The 15,939-nt window shown below is 69.6% G+C and carries 9 protein-coding genes; 5 read left to right on the forward strand and 4 right to left on the reverse strand.

Going from position 1 to position 15,939, the window contains the following annotated elements; genetic code table 11:
- Positions 1–22 precede the first annotated feature (22 nt).
- Positions 23–1,741: a class I poly(R)-hydroxyalkanoic acid synthase gene (phaC, locus tag Q0599_RS15720; protein ID WP_298831197.1), complete on the reverse strand. Its 1,719-nt coding sequence runs from the start codon at positions 1,739–1,741 to the stop codon at positions 23–25.
- A gap of 110 nt (positions 1,742–1,851) precedes the next feature.
- Here phaC and Q0599_RS15725 point away from each other — a divergent pair, with 110 nt between their 5' ends.
- Entirely contained in the window at positions 1,852–2,133 is a 282-nt protein-coding gene (locus Q0599_RS15725; RefSeq protein ID WP_298831199.1) for a hypothetical protein, read from the forward strand.
- On the opposite strand, the gene pgeF is transcribed toward Q0599_RS15725, so the two are convergent.
- The 3 genes from pgeF to Q0599_RS15740 all read right to left on the reverse strand — a co-directional run bounded on the left by pgeF (position 2,056) and on the right by Q0599_RS15740 (position 4,200).
- Complete coding sequence (gene pgeF / locus Q0599_RS15730; protein WP_298832723.1) at positions 2,056–2,757, reverse strand: peptidoglycan editing factor PgeF; 702 nt, start codon at positions 2,755–2,757, stop codon at positions 2,056–2,058. The genes Q0599_RS15725 and pgeF overlap by 78 nt on opposite strands.
- A 71-nt stretch (positions 2,758–2,828) precedes the next feature.
- A complete protein-coding gene (gene maiA / locus Q0599_RS15735; RefSeq protein WP_298832726.1) occupies positions 2,829–3,467 on the reverse strand; it encodes a maleylacetoacetate isomerase in 639 nt (212 codons plus the stop codon).
- Positions 3,468–3,492: 25 nt separating this feature from the next.
- A complete protein-coding gene (locus Q0599_RS15740) occupies positions 3,493–4,200 on the reverse strand; it encodes a fumarylacetoacetate hydrolase family protein (RefSeq protein ID WP_298831201.1) in 708 nt (235 codons plus the stop codon).
- 89 nt (positions 4,201–4,289) lie between these two features.
- On the opposite strand from Q0599_RS15740, the gene Q0599_RS15745 reads away from it, so the two are divergent.
- The 4 genes from Q0599_RS15745 (at position 4,290) to Q0599_RS15760 (ending at position 15,915) form a co-directional block, all read left to right on the forward strand.
- Positions 4,290–4,835 (forward strand): NUDIX hydrolase, encoded by a 546-nt coding sequence (locus tag Q0599_RS15745; protein WP_298831204.1) that lies wholly within the window; start codon positions 4,290–4,292, stop codon positions 4,833–4,835.
- 17 nt (positions 4,836–4,852) lie between these two features.
- A complete protein-coding gene (locus Q0599_RS15750) occupies positions 4,853–7,063 on the forward strand; it encodes a type I secretion system permease/ATPase (RefSeq protein WP_298831207.1) in 2,211 nt (736 codons plus the stop codon).
- On the forward strand, positions 7,060–8,436 hold the full coding sequence (locus tag Q0599_RS15755; RefSeq protein WP_298831209.1) for an HlyD family type I secretion periplasmic adaptor subunit: 1,377 nt from the start codon (positions 7,060–7,062) through the stop codon (positions 8,434–8,436). The genes Q0599_RS15750 and Q0599_RS15755 overlap by 4 nt, the downstream gene beginning before the upstream one ends.
- A 240-nt stretch (positions 8,437–8,676) precedes the next feature.
- Positions 8,677–15,915 (forward strand): Ig-like domain-containing protein, encoded by a 7,239-nt coding sequence (locus Q0599_RS15760; protein WP_298831212.1) that lies wholly within the window; start codon positions 8,677–8,679, stop codon positions 15,913–15,915.
- The last annotated feature ends 24 nt before the right edge of the window (positions 15,916–15,939 follow it).

Below are 15,939 nucleotides of genomic sequence, written 5' to 3' on the forward strand. Positions count from 1 at the left end.
ATCAAGCCCCATCGACCCGGTCTCAGGCCTTCTGCTTGACGTAGCGGCCGGGTGCCGGTTCGATGGCCTTGTGGCCGCGGTTGCCGTAGGCCTTCGGGGCGGGGATCTGCTTGCCGGCGTGTCCCTTCAGCCAGTTCGCCCAGTCGGTCCACCAGCTTCCAGGGTATTCCTTGGCCTTGGCGAACCAGGCCTGCGGATCCGCCGGCAAGGCGTTCGTCGAGCCGATCCAGTGGCTGCGCTTGCCCTTGGCCGGCGGGTTGATCACGCCGGCGATGTGCCCCGAAGCGCCCATCACGAAGCGGACCTGGCCCTTCGCGCCGGAGAGCACCTGCGTGTTCAGGTACGCACCGTCCCAGGGCACGATGTGGTCCTCGCGCGAGGCGTAGACGTACGTCGGCGCCTTGATCGCACCGAGGTCGACCTTCTCGCCGCACACCGTCACCTTGCCCGGCTTGGCGAGGTTGTTCTCGTGGTAGGTGTTGCGCAGGTACCAGCAGTACATCGGCCCCGGCAGGTTGGTACTGTCGCTGTTCCAGTACAACAGGTCGAATGGTGGCGGCGTCTCGCCCTTCAGGTAATTGCCGACGACGTAGTTCCACACCAGGTCGTTGGGGCGCAGGAAGCTGAAGGTCGAGGCGAGTTCCTGCCCCTTGAGCAGGCTGCCGCCTCCCGGGCTCGCAGGGCCGAGCGTCATCTCGCGCATCTGCACCATCGCCTCGTCGATGAACAGGTCGAGCACGCCGGTGTTGGAAAAGTCCAGCAGCGTGGTCAGCAGCGTCAGGCTGGCCGCCGGCTGTTCGCCGCGGGCCGCCAGCACCGCCAATGCCGTGGAGAGGATCGTGCCCCCGACGCAGAAGCCCAGCATGTTCATCTGCTCGCTGCCGCTGATGTCCTGCACCTCGCGGATGGCGCGGATCGCCGCGTCCTCGATGTACTGGTCCCAGGAGAAGTCGGCAATGCTCTCGTCGGCGTTGCGCCAGCTGACGACGAACAGGCGGTGGCCTTGCTCGACCGTGTAGCGGATCAGCGAGTTGTCCGGCTGCAGGTCGAGGATGTAGTACTTGTTGATGCACGGCGGCACGAACAGCATCGGCCGCTCGTACACCTTCGCCGTCAGCGGCTTGTACTCGATGAGCTGGAACAGTTCGTTCTCGAACACCACGGCGCCTTCGGTGGTGGCGACGTTGCGGCCGACCTCGAAGACGCTCATGTCGGTCTGCGAGAGGTGGCCCTGCTGGATGTCGTTCCACAGGTGGCGCAGCCCCTGGCTGATGCTCTCGCCCTTCGTCTCCAGCGCCTTGCGCTGCGCCTCCGGGTTCAGGGCAAGGTAGTTGCTCGGCGAGGAGGCGTCGACCCATTGCTGTACCGCGAACCGGATGCGCTGCTTGGTCTTGGCGTCGCCTTCGACGGCGTCGGCCATCTGCATGAGCGTGCGCGCGTTGAGCAGGTACATCTGCGCGATGTAGGCGCTGGCCGGGTTCTTCAGCCAATCCTGCGCGGCGAAGCGCTTGTCGGCCGGCGACGGCGCAGCCTCTCCTTCGGCCTGCGCGACGCGCAGATTCTGGTTCCAGAGCTCGGTGGCCTGCTTGAGGTAGTCGGCCTGCAGGCGTGACACCTCGGGCAGCGGCAAGTTCAGGTCGGACAGCGACTTCCAGACCTCGCCGACGGTGGAGCCGAAGGCCTTGGCAGCCTCGGCCGGATCCATCGAAGCCCGGGTCGCCGGACGGGATGTCGTTTTCATGTAAGTCTCCTCACGGATGCTTCTGGTCGACGAAGCTGTTCTTGTGGAATCAGTGTTACCTGGAAAGCTTACCACATCATGACGTTGAATTTCATCATTCGGTAAGAAAGATGTACCTCGTCGCGATCGCCTGGGGCTACGTGGTGCTGATGATGGCGGTCGCGGAGGCGACCAGCCCGAATGGGACCGTGCTCGGTGCGGTCTTCACGGTCCTGCTCTACGGCGTGCTGCCGCTGTCCATCGTGCTCTACGTGCTGGGCACACCGGCACGCAAACGCGCACGGCGCGCCGCCGAGGCGGCCAACTCGGCAGCCTCATTGGCGGCGGTCCAGCCAGACCGCGGCGACCATGCGCCCGGTCAGACGGTCGCGCCGGTACGAAAAGAACCGTGAGGCGTCCTCCACGGTGCACCAGGCACCGCCGCTGACGTCGGTGACGCTGGCCAGGCGAAGCCGCCAGCGCGCCAGGCCGGCGAGGTCGGCCAGCCACTTGTCCGGCGCGTGCGGCGCGAAATACGGGGCGGCCGGGCCGCCGGGGATGGCGCCGAAGGCCTCGAGCACATCCGGCCCCACCTCGAACTGCCGCGGCCCGATGCACGGTCCGAGCCAGACCTGGACCTGCGCGGGCTCGCAGCCGGCGGCATCGCACAGTGACGCCAGGGTCGCCTCCAGCACACCGAGCGACAACCCGCGCCAGCCGGCATGGGCACCCGCCACACCCCGCCCTTGCGGCGCGGCGAACAGCACCGGCAGGCAGTCGGCCACCTGCACCGTGCAGGCGATGCCGGGCTCGCAGCAGACGCTCGCATCGGCCGTCGGCTGCGTGCCGATGTGCCCGACCGTGAGCCGGACCACCTCCTTGCCGTGCACCTGGTTCAGCCACACCGGCTTGGCGCCGATCGCCGCCGCGAAGATGGCCTGATTGCGCGCCACCGCCAGCGGATCGTCGCCCAGGCCACCGCGGATGTTCATGCTGGCGAAAGGCCCTTCGCTGACACCGCCGGCACGCGTGGTCATCAGCGCGCCGACGCGCGGCGCATCCCAGTCGGGGCGCAGCCAGTCGCGGTGGGCGGGAGACACCAGGCGCCTCAGGCCGCGTCGGGACAGGCCGAAGGCTGCGTCTTTGCGAAGGCATCGAGGCCCATGCAGGCCTCGAAGATGCGCATCACCGTGGGCACATGGTCGAGCCGACAGTCCATGCGCTTGGCGTTGTGGATCTGCGGCACCAGCACCACGTCGGCGAGCGTCGGCGCATCGCCATGGCAGAAGCGGCCGGTGCCCGGGTGCGTGGCGAGTTGCTGCTCGACCGCCTCGAGTCCGGTCTCCACCCAATGCAGGTACCAGCGGTTCTTGTCGTCTTCCGACACCTTGAGGTCGTTCACCAGGTAGCGCAGCACGCGCAGATTGTTCAGCGGATGGATCTCGCAGGCCACGTCGAGCGCCAGCGCGCGGATGCGCGCCCGGGCCGTCGCATCACCGGGCAGCAGCGGAGGCTGCGGATGCAGTTCGTCGAGGTACTCCACGATCGCCAGCGACTGCGTGACGATGCTCTCGCCATCCCTGAGCAGCGGCACCAGCCGTGCCGGCGACAGCGCCGCGTACGACTCCTTGAACTGTTCGTTGCGCGTCAGATGCACCGGGATGTAGTCGTACTCCAGCCCCTTGAGTGCGAGCGCGATGCGCACGCGGTACGAGGCCGAGGAGCGAAAGTAGTTGTAGAGCTGCATGGCCATGGCGTGAAATTCCTCGTGCTCAGCCCTGGATCACCTGCACCCGCAGCGATCCGACGCCGTCGATGCGCGCGTCGAGCGTGTCGCCGGCCACCACCGCGGCCACGCCCTCGGGCGTGCCGGTGAAGATCAGGTCGCCGGCCGCCAGCGTCCAGGCCGCCGACACATGCTCGATGATCTCCGGGATGCTCCAGATCAACTTGCCGATCGTGCTCTTCTGGCGCACGGCGCCATTGACCTCCAGCACGATGGCTGAGCCCTCGCCGAGGCCGCACTGCGCAGCCGGCCGAACTGGTCCGATCGGCGCGGATTCGTCGAAGCCCTTGCCGATGCACCAGGGCCGGCCCTGCTTCTTCGCTTCGCCCTGCAGGTCGCGGCGCGTCATGTCCAGGCCGACCGCATAACCCCAGACATGGCCCAGGGCATCGGCCGCGGCGATGTTGCGCCCGCCCCTGCCGATGGCGACGACCAGTTCGACCTCATGGTGCAGGTCCTTCGTCAGGCTCGGATAGTGCATGCGCCCGACCTCGCCCTCGGCCACCGGCAGCACGGCGTCGGCCGGCTTCATGAAGAAGAACGGTGGCTCGCGGCCGGTGAAACCCATCTCCTTGGCGTGTTCGACGTAATTGCGGCCGACGCAGTAGATGCGGTGCACGGGAAACTGCGTGCCGGACGCGGCGCCCGCCACGGGCACCGCGGGCACGGCAGGCGGAGTGAGGACGAAAGTCATGGAAGCGGCTCCCGGCATGCGTTCAGATGTCTGCGGCGATGATGCCACGAGGCCCTTGGCGATGCCCTGCACGCTACACTGCCGCCGCCATGTTCAACCCGCGCAGCATCAAGCACTGCCGTGCCTGCGGTGCGCCGGCGCAATACACCGTGCCGGCCGACGACAACCGCGAGCGTGCCACCTGCACGGTCTGCGGCACCATCCACTACGAGAATCCGCTGAACGTGGTCGGCACCGTGCCTGCCTGGGACGACCAGGTGCTGCTGTGCCGCCGCAACATCGAGCCGCGCTATGGCCTGTGGACGCTTCCCGCCGGCTTCATGGAGCTCGGCGAGACCACCGCCGAAGGCGCACTGCGCGAGACCATCGAGGAAGCGGGCGCGAGGGTCGAGATGCAGGCCCTGTTCACCGTCCTCAACGTCGTGCGCGTCGGCCAGGTGCACTTCTTCTACCGGGCGAAGCTGCTCGACACGCGCTTCGAGCCCGGCCCGGAGACGATCGAGGCGCAGCTGTTCCGCGAAGAAGAGATCCCGTGGGAGCAGATCGCCTTCCGCACCGTGAAGGAAACGCTGCAGCGCTGGTTCGACGACCGCCGCAAGGGCCAGTTCGGCATCCACTGCGCCGATATCGGCTGATGGCAGCGCACTCGTCCATGACCTCGACCGCTCCCCAGGACAGCGCTGCGAACCCCAAGGCGACAGCCGTGCGCCTGCGCGAGGACCTGATCCACCCCGACCCGCTGCTCGACTGCCTGGTCGAGCTGTGCCGGCTGCACGGTCAGGCCGCCACGCGCGCCTCGCTGTCGGCGGCGCTGCCGCTGCGCGACGGACGCCTGAGCATCGAACTCGCCGAGCGCGCCGCCGCGCGTGCCGGCATGGCGACGCGGCTGCAGCGGCTGGAGCTGGCCGCGCTCGACGCAGCAACACTGCCGGCCATCCTGGTGCTCACCGACAACCGCGCCTGCGTGCTGCTCGGCTGGCAGGACGACGAGGCGGGCGGCGTCCAGTCCCGCGTGCTGCTGCCGGAGACCGGCCAGGGCGCGGTGAGCCTGTCGCGCGACGAGCTCGCCGCGCGTTACACCGGCGTGGTGCTGTTCGCGCGGCCGCACTTCCGCTTCGACAGCCGCACCGAGCGCGCCGACGCCACGGTGAAGCCGCTGCGCTCCGGCCACTGGTTCTGGGGTGCCCTGCTCGAGCAGCGCTTCGTCTACCGCGACGTGCTGTGGGCCGCGCTGCTCATCAACCTGTTCGCGCTGGCCTTCCCGATGTTCTCGATGAACGTCTACGACCGCGTGGTACCGAACCATGCCGTCGAGACGTTGTGGGCACTGGCCATCGGCGTGGTGCTGGTGCTCGGCGCCGACCTGTTCATGCGCCTGCTGCGCAGCCGCTTCGTCGACGAGGCGAGCGCGCGCATCGACGTGCGCATCTCCGCGACGCTGATGGAGCGTGTGCTTGGCATGCGGCTCGAGCAGCGGCCGGAGTCGGTGGGCTCGTTCGCCGCCAACCTGCGCGGCTTCGAGCAGGTGCGCGACTTCATCGCCTCGGGCACGGTCACCGCGCTGGTCGACCTGCCCTTTGCGCTGCTGTTCGTCGGCGTGATGGCCTGGATCTCGCCCTGGCTGGCGGTTCCGGTGGTGGTCGCCGCGCTGCTCATCCTGCTGATGGGCTGGGTGCTGCAGCATCGGCTGCACGAACTTTCGGAGTCGACCTGGCGCGCCGGCGCGCAACGCAACGCCACGCTGGTGGAGAGCCTGACCGGCATCGAGACGATCAAGACGCAGGGCGCCGAGGGCGTGGTGCAGGCGCGCTGGGAGCGTGCCAACGCCTTCCTCGCCGCCACCGGCGTGAAGATGCGCGGCGTGTCGGCAACGGCGATGTATGTCACCACCTTCCTCACGCAGGCAGCCACGGTGGCCATCGTCATCATCGGCGTCTACCTGATCGGCGAGCGGGAGCTGACCATGGGCGCGCTGATCGCGGCCTCGATGCTGTCCGGCCGGGCGCTCGCGCCGGCCGGGCAGATCGTCGGCCTGCTGATGCAGTACCAGGGCGCGCGCACCGCCATGTCCAGCCTCGACCAGATCATGGCCAAGCCGGTCGAGCGGCCGCTCGGCGACAACTTCATCCACCGCCCGCAGCTGCGCGGCGACATCGAGTTCCGCAACGTCCACTTCGCCTACCCGAACCGCAAGGACGCGGCGCTCGACGGCATCAGCTTCAAGATCGCCGCGGGAGAGCATGTCGCGCTGATCGGCCGCGTCGGCTCGGGCAAGTCGACCATCCAGCGCCTGATCATGGGCCTGTACCAGCCGACCGACGGCGCGGTGCTGCTCGACGGCATCGACCTGCGCCAGCTCGACCCGGCCGACGTGCGCCGCAGCCTCGGCTGCGTGTCGCAGGACGTGATGCTCTTCTATGGCACGCTGCGCGAGAACATCACGCTCGGGCTGCCCTATGCGGACGACTCGGCGGTGCTGGCCGCGGCCGAGACGGCGGGCCTGGCCGAGTTCGTCAACCGCCACCCGCGCGGCTTCGACATGCCGGTGGGCGAACGCGGCGAGCTGCTCTCCGGGGGCCAGCGCCAGGGCGTCGGCCTGGCGCGCGCGCTGCTGCACAACGCGCCCATCCTGCTGCTCGACGAGCCGACCAGCGCGATGGACTTCACCTCCGAGGCGCAGATCACCCAGCGCGTCAGTGCGTTCGCGCAGGACAAGACGGTGGTGCTGGTGACGCACCGCACCTCGATGCTGGCGATGGTGTCGCGCGTGATCGTCATCGACGGCGGCAGGATCGTCGCCGACGGACCGCGCGACCGCATCATGGAAGCGCTGACCAGCGGCCGCGTGGCCAGGGCGGCATGAGGCCCGACGCCTCCGACCGGCTCACCGCCCGCGCCTCGCGCCGGCTGTTCGGCGCACCGGCGCAGGAGGCCGACGCCGGCCTGCGCAGCTTCGAGGCCGAGGCCGAGGCGGTGATGTCGCGCCAGGGCACGCAGCGCGCGCAGACCATCGTGCGCACCGCCGTGGTGGTGGTCGTGCTGCTCGTCGCCTGGGCTGCCCTCGCCCATGTCGACGAGGTGACGCGCGGCGAGGCGCGCGTGATTCCGTCGCGCCAGCTGCAGCTCGTGCAGTCGCTCGACGGCGGCGTGGTCTCCGAGATCCTCGTCCAGGAAGGCCAGGTGGTCGAGCGCGACCAGCTGCTGCTGAAGATCGACGAGACGCGCGCCACCTCCGGCGTGCGCGAGAGCGCCGCCCAGGGCTTTGCGCTGCGCGCCCGGCAGGCCCGCCTGCGCGCGCTGGCCGACGGCACGCCCTTCCTGCCCCCTGCCGCGAGCGGCGACGAAGAGAAGGCCATCGTCGACGGCGAGCGCCGCCTGTACGAGACGCGGCAGTCCGAGCTGAACACCCTGCTGGCGATCAACCGCCAGCAATTGCGGCAGCGGGAGCAGGAACTCTCCGAGATGCGCGCCCGGCGCACCTCGGCCGAGCGCAGCCTCGACCTGAGCCAGCAGGAGCTTGCCAAGACGCGCCCGCTACTGGCCAGCGGCGCCGTCTCCGAGGTCGACATCCTGCGCCTGGAGCGCGACGTCGCGCGCGCGCGGGGCGAGTCGGAGCAGGCCGGGGCGCAGATCGCCCGCGTGCAGGCGGCCGTCGGCGAGGCGCAGCGCAAGATCCAGGAGACCGAGCTGACCTTCCGCAACGAGGCACGCAAGGAGCTCGCCGAGGTGGTCGGCCGGCTCAACGCGCTAAACGAAGGCGCGGTGGCACTCGCCGACAAGGTCGACAAGTCGCAGATCCGGAGCCCGGTGCGCGGCCGCGTGCAGCGGCTGCTCGCCAACACCGTGGGTGGCGTGGTGCAGCCGGGCAAGGACATCGTCGAGATCGTGCCCCTGGACGACGCACTGGTGCTGGAGGCGCGCATCCAGCCCAAGGACATCGCCTTCATCGCCCCCGGCCAGGCCGCCACGGTGAAGTTCAGCGCCTACGACTTCTCCATCTACGGCGGCATGGACGCCGAGGTGGAGAACATCAGCCCCGACACGGTGGTCGACGAACGGGGCAACGCGTTCTACCTGGTGCGGGTGCGCACCAAGGGAGCCAGGTTCAACGACCGCTTGCCCATCATTCCTGGCATGACCGCCGAAGTCGACATCCTCACCGGCAACAAGTCGGTGCTGGCCTACCTGCTCAAGCCGGTGCTCAAGGCCAAGGCCTACGCGTTGCGCGAACGCTGACACGCCGCGCTCCGCGGCCGCACCTCGCCTTCTCAAGTCGCTGAGCATCGGGCCGCATGGCCGCTCAGCCGGGGATGTGTATCGCTCTCTTTCCCGGCGCTGCCCGATGCCTTATCGACACACGGATTCGCGAATCCGGTGATGTTCATCACGGGCACCTCGTCATCACGCGCCTTCAGTGCTGCGCGCTCCATTACGCTCGGTTGCCACTGCTCTGCAGCAATGAAACAAGGCCTCGTCATGCCCGTGATCGCCCGCTCGCCCGAAGGAAAAGTCGCCTCCTTGTGGGGCACTGCCCTCATCCGCGGCGCCGACGGCAAGCTTCGCCAGCTGAAGGTGGGCGACCTCGTGCGCCAGGGCGATCAACTGCTGACCACCCAGGACGGGATCGTGCAGATCGCCCACGGCGACGCGCCGGTCGCGCGGACTGCCGATGCCCAGGTGCCGAACGACGACGAGGTCGACCGCGCGATCAGCGCATTGAACGCCGGCGATCGCCACGCCGCGCCGGCCGCCGGCCTGGCAGGCGGCGAGGGCGGCAGCCTGGAAGCGGCACTGCGCGTCGACCGTATCAGCGAAGGCGTGGCGGCCGCCGAGATCCCGCGCCGCACGGCCGATGCCGAGTTGCGCGTCGCCGTTGTCGCCGGCGGCGCCACCGTGGCGCCGGCAGGCGCGGCCGGCGGGCAGCCCGCGCCGGACGCCCCTTCCAGCACCATCTCCGCGGCCGAGGAAGAGGGCCCCACCAACCTCGGACTGACGGCGCCGGGCGGTGCCGCCGCGGGTGGCACGATCCGAGTCGAACAAGTGCCGGCCGTGGGAGAAATCCGCAAGGCCGACGGCACCCTGGTCACGGCAGGCACCGTGCTGAACCCGGCCGACCTGCCCGGCCTGGTTTACGTGCCACCTGCCGACTACGACGGCAGAGCGCCGGCCGGCGACTTCGTCTACAGCCTCACCGTCGACGGCCAGACCCTCTCCGGGGGCACCTCAGTCACGCTCACCGCCGTGAACGACGCCCCGGTGGCCGCGGCTTCGATTTCGCTCGGCGCCGAGGACGGCGCGCTGCCGGTGTCGCTGTCCGGCTCCGACGTCGATGGCCACATCGTCCGCGTCACGGTCACCGCCCTGCCAGCTGGCGGCACACTGTGGCTGGCCGACGGCGTGACGCCGGTCACGGTCGGCCAGACGCTCCCGCCCGACCAGGCAGCCTCGCTGCTCTACCGCCCCGGTGCCGAGTTCCATGGCACCCAGACCCTGAGCTACACGGTGACCGACGACGGCGGCGCGACATCGCCGCCCGCCACCGTGTCGCTGATCATCCTCGCCGTGAACGATCTGCCCGTGGCCGCGGCCGGCTCCGGCGGCCGCGGCCACGAGGACATGCCTGTGGCTGTGCGACTGGGCGGCACCGACATCGACGGCACGGTCACCACGGTGACCGTCACCGACCTCCCCGCCAATGGCACGCTGACCCTGGCCGACGGCACGACGCCGGTGATGGCCGGCATGGCACTCACGCCCGCGCAGGCCGCCAACCTGGTGTTCATGCCGGACCCCGACTTCCACGGCAGCGTCGGCATCGGCTTCACGGTCACCGACGACGAGGGCGGCACATCGACCCCGGTCACCGCGCTGGTCACGGTGCAGGCCGTCAACGATGCGCCGCTCACGCAACCGGACAGCGCCACCCTGGCGGAGGACGGCATCGCCACTGGCAACGTGCTCGGCAACGACAGCGACATCGACGGCCCGTCATTGGCGGTCGCTTCGTTCCGCTTCGGTGGCATCACCCATCCCGCCGGCAGCACGGCCGTCGTCGGCGGCGTGGGCACGTTGAGCATGTCCGTCGACGGCGACTGGACCTACGCCCCGGCGCCGAACTTCAACGGCTCGGTGCCGGCGATCGAGGTGACCGTCAGCGACGGCAGCCTCAGCACGACCAGCACGCTGTCGCTGACGGTCACACCCATCAACGACGCACCGCAGGCGCAGGCGGACTTCGCGTCGACCCCGATCAACACGCCGGCGATGATCGACGTGCTGGCCAACGACAGCGACGTCGAGGGCGAGGCCCTGACGGTGACGGCCGCCAGCGTGGCCGACCCGAGCCAAGGCAACGTGGTGGTCAATGCCGACGGCACGCTGGGCTTCACGCCGGGGGCCGACTTCTCCGGCACGGCGACGATCAGCTACACCGTGCGCGACGCCTCGGGTGCCACGTCGGCCGCGACAGTCAACGTCGCGGTCGGCGCCAACGGCGCGCCGGACGGCGCCGACGTGGTCCGCACCTTGGCGGAGGACGGCGGCTACACGCTGCAGGCCGCCGACTTCGGCTTCAGCGATGCCGACACCGGCCAGACGCTGGCGAACGTGCGCATCAACAGCCTGCCTGCAGCGGGCACGCTGCTGCTGAACGGCGCTCCGCTGCTGCCGGGCACGGTGGTGTCGGCCGCGCAGATCGACGCCGGCACGCTGGCGTTCGTGCCGGCCGGTGACGGCAACGGCGCGCCCTACGCGAGTTTCACCTTCAGCGTCCAGGACAGCGCGGGCGCGTTCGATGCAACGCCGAACATCTTCCGGTTCGACGTGATGCCGGTCAATGATGCGCCGATCGCCTCGAGTTCGACCATCGCGGTGGCCGAGGAGTCTGCCGATACGCCCCTGGGGCTCACCGCCCCGACCGACGTCGACGGCGACGCGCTGACGATCACCGTCACCGGCCTGCCCTCGCTGGGCACGGTCACGCTGGCCGACGGCACGGCCGTCGCCAACAGCCAGGTGCTCACGGCCGCCCAGCTCGCCGGGCTGCAGTTCGATGCGCCGGCCGATCTGCTCGCTGCGACCAGCACCAGCTTCAGCTACTCGGTGTCCGACGGCACGGTCACCGTCAACGCTGGCACCACGATCAACCTCACGCCGGTCAACGATGCGCCTGCCGTCTCGAGCAGCACCATCACCGTCGCGGAAGAGTCTGCCGATACGCCCCTGGGGCTCGCCGCCCCGACCGACGTCGACGGCGACGCGCTGACGATCACCGTCACCGGCCTGCCCTCGCTGGGCACGGTCACGCTGGCCGACGGCACGGCCGTCGCCAACAGCCAGGTGCTCACGGCCGCCCAGCTCGCCGGGCTGCAGTTCGATGCGCCGGCCGATCTGCTCGCTGCGACCAGCACCAGCTTCAGCTACTCGGTGTCCGACGGCACGGTCACCGTCAACGCTGGCACCACGATCAACCTCACGCCGGTCAACGATGCGCCGATCGCCTCGAGCTCGGCCATCACGGTGGCCGAAGACGCCCCCGTGGTCGCTGGCGCGCTCGTCGCGGCCGACTCCGATGCCGGCGCCACGTTGAGCTTCGCTCTGAACGGACCGGCCCCGGCCGGGCTGACGTTCGATGCCGGTGGCGTGTTCAGCTTCGATCCGGCGAACGCTGCCTATCAGTCGCTCGGGGTCGGTCAGTCCACGGTCCTCACGGTGCCCTACACCGTGACCGACGACCAGGGCGCCGTCGCCACCGCGAACCTGGTCATCACGGTCACCGGCACCAACGACCTGCCGGTGGCTCAGGCCGCGGCTTTTGCGGTGGCAGAGGATGCCGTCGTCGTCACTGGCTCGGTGACGGCCTCGGACGTGGACGCGGCAAGCAGCTTCACGTTCGCCCTGAACGGTGCTGCACCGGCCGGCCTGAGCTTCGACAGCGACGGAAGCTACAGCTTCGATCCGGCCCACGCCGCCTACCAGGCGCTCGCCGACGGGCAGACGCAGCTCATCACCGTGCCGTACACGGTGACCGACAATGCCGGCGCCACGTCGACGGCCAATCTGGTCATCACCGTCATCGGCACCGGCGATGCGCCGACCATCGACGGCACGCTCACCGGCACGGTGCGCGAGGACACCACCCTCACCGCCACCGGCACGCTGACTGTCAGTGACCCCGACGCAGGCCAGTCGTTGTTCACCGCGCAGTCCAACGTCCCCGGCACCTTCGGCAGCTTCTCGGTCAGCGCGGCCGGCGTGTGGACCTACACCCTCGCCAATGGCAGCCCCAACGTGCAGGCGCTCCCGGCAGGCAGTGCAGTGACGGAGAACTTCGTCGTCGTCAGCGCCGACGGCACGCCGCGCACCGTGGTCGTCACGGTCAACGGCATCAACGACGCGCCGGTCGCGCAGGCGGCCAGCCTCAGCGTCGCCGAAGGCGCAGGCACCGTCAACGGCTCGGTCCTCGCCACCGACGTCGACAGCGGAAGCCTGCTCGACTTCGCCCTCACGGGGCTCGCGCCGCCGGGCCTCTCCTTCAACAGCGACGGCAGCTACAGCTTCGATGCGGCCGACCCGGCCTACCAAGCGCTGGGCGCCGGCCAGACGCAGCTCATCACCATCCCCTTCACGGTCACCGACGAGACCGGCGCCACCTCTGCAGCCAGCCTCGTCATCAGCGTCACCGGCACGAACGCCCCGCCCACGGCCACCGGCGGCAGCATCGCAGGCCTCGAGGACAGCGCTCTGGCCATCGGCTGGTCCGCGTTCGGTGTGTCCGACGACGACTCGACCGCGCTGAGCATCCAGCTGACCAGCCTGCCGGCCGATGGCACGCTGCAGTACTTCGACGGCAGTGCCTGGGTGAGTGTCGCGGCCAACCAGGCCGTCAGCCGCGCCGACATCGACGCCGGACGGTTGCGCTTCGTGCCGGACGCCAACGAGTCCGGCGACGGCAGCTTCGCCGCCGGCGGCGTCGGCAACCTCAACCAGGACTACGCACGCATCGGTTTCCGTCCCTACGACGGCCACAGCTTCGGCGCCACGGCCACGCTGGCCATCGACATCCAGCCCGTGGCCGACGCGCCGACGCTGACCCTCAATCCGGTGCCGCCGTCGCTCGGCCTGACGCTGCAGTTCTACGACAACGTTCCGACGGTCAGCCCCTCCAGCGCCGGCAACACGGCGACGGTGGAAACAGCCCTGCAGGGGCTCGCGGCGACCTCGACCCTCCAGACCACCAACCTCGCGGTGGCCAGCGTGGGTGTGGACGATGCTTACCGCGCCAGCGGCTACGTCTATCTCCAGGCGGGCAACACCTACACGCTGTCGGGCTACCGCGACGACACGTTGCTGGCGAAGATCGGTGGCACCACGGTCTACGACCGGGGCTTCAACAACTACGGCAACTTCAGCGCAAGCGGATTCACGCCGACCGTCAGCGGCTACTACAGCGTCGAAGTCGTCATGTACAACGGCGACGGGTCGGGCGCGCTGGACGTCAACCTGGCCGTCAACGGCGGTACGCCGATCGACCTGAGCACCGCCAACTTCAGCCTCTATCCCGACGCGGCGTCGCTCACCGCGACCGGCACTGCCGTGGGCAGCTTCGTCGCCATCGGCGACGGCGGCTACTTCCCGCAGCGCCTGTCGGGTCCGGAAGACGGCTACATCCGCCTCGGCACGCTCGGTGTCTCCGCGATCGACACGGACGGCAGCGAAACGCTGGCGGTGAGCGTGTCCGGGCTGCAAGTCGGCGGCACACTGACCGACGGCACCCACACCTTCACCGCCACCGCCGGCGGCACCTCGGTCGGGCTTGCGGGCTGGAACCTCGCCGGCCTGCAGTACCGCGCGCCGGCCGACTTCAACGGCAGCACGTCGCTGACGATCAGCGCGACGGCGAGTGAGCCGAACGGAAACAGTGCGACGACCACACTCACGTTGCCGATCGACGTGCTCGCGGTGAACGATGCACCGGTGGGCGTTGCGGACACGGCCACGGTCGGCGAAGGCAGCAGCGGCATGCTCGCCAGCGTGCTGGCCAACGACACCGATGTCGAGACCGCGGCCACCGGCGTGGCCGAGTTCGGCGCGAGCGCCGGCGGATCGGCAGTGGCGGCCAACGGCGTCAACACGATCACCACCGCCCTCGGCGGCACCGTGGTGATGAATGCCGACGGCAGCTACCGCTACTTCGCGCCAGCGGCTTCGCATGGCTCGGCGCCGGTGGTGGACAGCTTCGCCTACCGCCCGACCGACGGCAGCACGACCGGCGCATGGACCACCGTGTCCATCACGCTGACCGACAGCACTCCGGCCGCCGCGAACGACACGGGCACGGTGGCCTGGAGCGGCTCGGTCAGCGGCAACCTGCTGACCAACGACGCCGCCATCGATGCGGCGAAGTCGCTGGTCGACGTCAACGGCGTGGCCGTGCCCGCGAGCGGAACGACGACGGTGACGCTGGCCCATGGCACGCTGCTGGTCGCCGCCGACGGCTCGTTCACCTACACATCGAACCAGACTGCCAGCGGCACGGCCGGAGGCAGCAGCGAGGCGACCTGGCGCAGCAGCGTGGGCGGCCTGTGGGGCTTCTCGGATGCCAACTGGTCCAGCGGCGGCAATCTCAACCTCACGGCGCTGGCCGCGCAACCCGACCTGGTGAACTACCAGGGCGGCTCCAAGCCGGGCATCCAGGTGGGCAACAGCGGCATCGAGTTCAGCGAGAACCTGATCGTCCAGTTGCCCGAGTCCTCGACCCAGGCCACGGTGTCGCTGAGCCAGCTCAATGCCAGCCAGCCGACGGCGACCTGGTTCGCCTACGACGGCGGCGGCAACCTGGTCGGCAGCGGCACCTTCGCCCCCGGCCCGTCCAACGGTTCGACGTCGGCGCAGACGATCACGACTGCGAGCCCGTTCGAATACCTGCGCTTCACCAACACTCTGCCCGGCGGGCAGGGGTTCATGGTCTCCACCGTGCAATACAACAAGCTGGCGTCGACCCATGTCGACACCGTGTCGTACACGATGCAGGACGGTGACGGCGACACATCGGTCGCGCTGCTGACGCTGACGCCAGGCTCCGCGTCGAGCTTCTCCACCTCGCTTCCCGCTGGCAGCGCGGGCGACGACCACCTCACCGGCACCTCGGTGGCCGACACGCTGTCGGGCGGCGACGGCCATGATCAGCTGCGCGGCCTCGCAGGCGCCGACACGCTCGGTGGTGGCAACGGCAACGATCTGCTTTTCGGCGGCGCAGGCAACGATGCGCTCGCCGGCGGCGCGGGCAACGACAGCCTGATCGGCGGAGCGGGCAACGACAGCCTGGCCGGCGGCGGCGGCGTGGACGTCTTCCAGTGGCAACTCGCCGACCGCGGCACGGCCGGTGCACCGGCGGTCGACACCATCACGGACTTCGACCCCTCGGCGGTGTCGGCGGGCGGCGACGTGATCGACTTGCGCGACCTGCTGCAGGGGGAGACCCTGGGCGGCGACGTGGGCAACCTCGCCAACTACCTGCACTTCAGCTCGAGCGGCGGCACGACGACGATCCAGATCAGTTCGTCGGGGGCATTCACCGGCGGCAACTACGGCAGCGCCACGGACCAGACCATCGTGCTGCAGAACGTCAACCTGTTCAGCGGCGGCCTGACGACCGATCAGCAGGTCATCCAGGACCTGCTGAACAAGTCGAAGCTGGTGGTCGACAACGGCTGAGGCAGCGAACCGCCGGCACATGCC

Origin of the sequence: uncultured Piscinibacter sp., assembly GCF_937952055.1 — a bacterium.
Classification (GTDB): Bacteria; Pseudomonadota; Gammaproteobacteria; order Burkholderiales; family Burkholderiaceae_C; genus Piscinibacter.

Excerpts from the sequence above, each read along its gene's own strand:
- phaC (WP_298831197.1), bottom strand. The coding sequence starts at position 1,741 with ATGAAAACGACATCCCGTCCGGCGACCCGGGCTTCGATGGATCCGGCC.
- Q0599_RS15725 (WP_298831199.1), top strand. The coding sequence starts at position 1,852 with ATGTACCTCGTCGCGATCGCCTGGGGCTACGTGGTGCTGATGATGGCG.
- pgeF (WP_298832723.1), bottom strand. The coding sequence starts at position 2,757 with ATGACCACGCGTGCCGGCGGTGTCAGCGAAGGGCCTTTCGCCAGCATG.
- maiA (WP_298832726.1), bottom strand. The coding sequence starts at position 3,467 with ATGCAGCTCTACAACTACTTTCGCTCCTCGGCCTCGTACCGCGTGCGC.
- Q0599_RS15740 (WP_298831201.1), bottom strand. The coding sequence starts at position 4,200 with ATGACTTTCGTCCTCACTCCGCCTGCCGTGCCCGCGGTGCCCGTGGCG.
- Q0599_RS15745 (WP_298831204.1), top strand. The coding sequence starts at position 4,290 with ATGTTCAACCCGCGCAGCATCAAGCACTGCCGTGCCTGCGGTGCGCCG.
- Q0599_RS15750 (WP_298831207.1), top strand. The coding sequence starts at position 4,853 with ATGACCTCGACCGCTCCCCAGGACAGCGCTGCGAACCCCAAGGCGACA.
- Q0599_RS15755 (WP_298831209.1), top strand. The coding sequence starts at position 7,060 with ATGAGGCCCGACGCCTCCGACCGGCTCACCGCCCGCGCCTCGCGCCGG.
- Q0599_RS15760 (WP_298831212.1), top strand. The coding sequence starts at position 8,677 with ATGCCCGTGATCGCCCGCTCGCCCGAAGGAAAAGTCGCCTCCTTGTGG.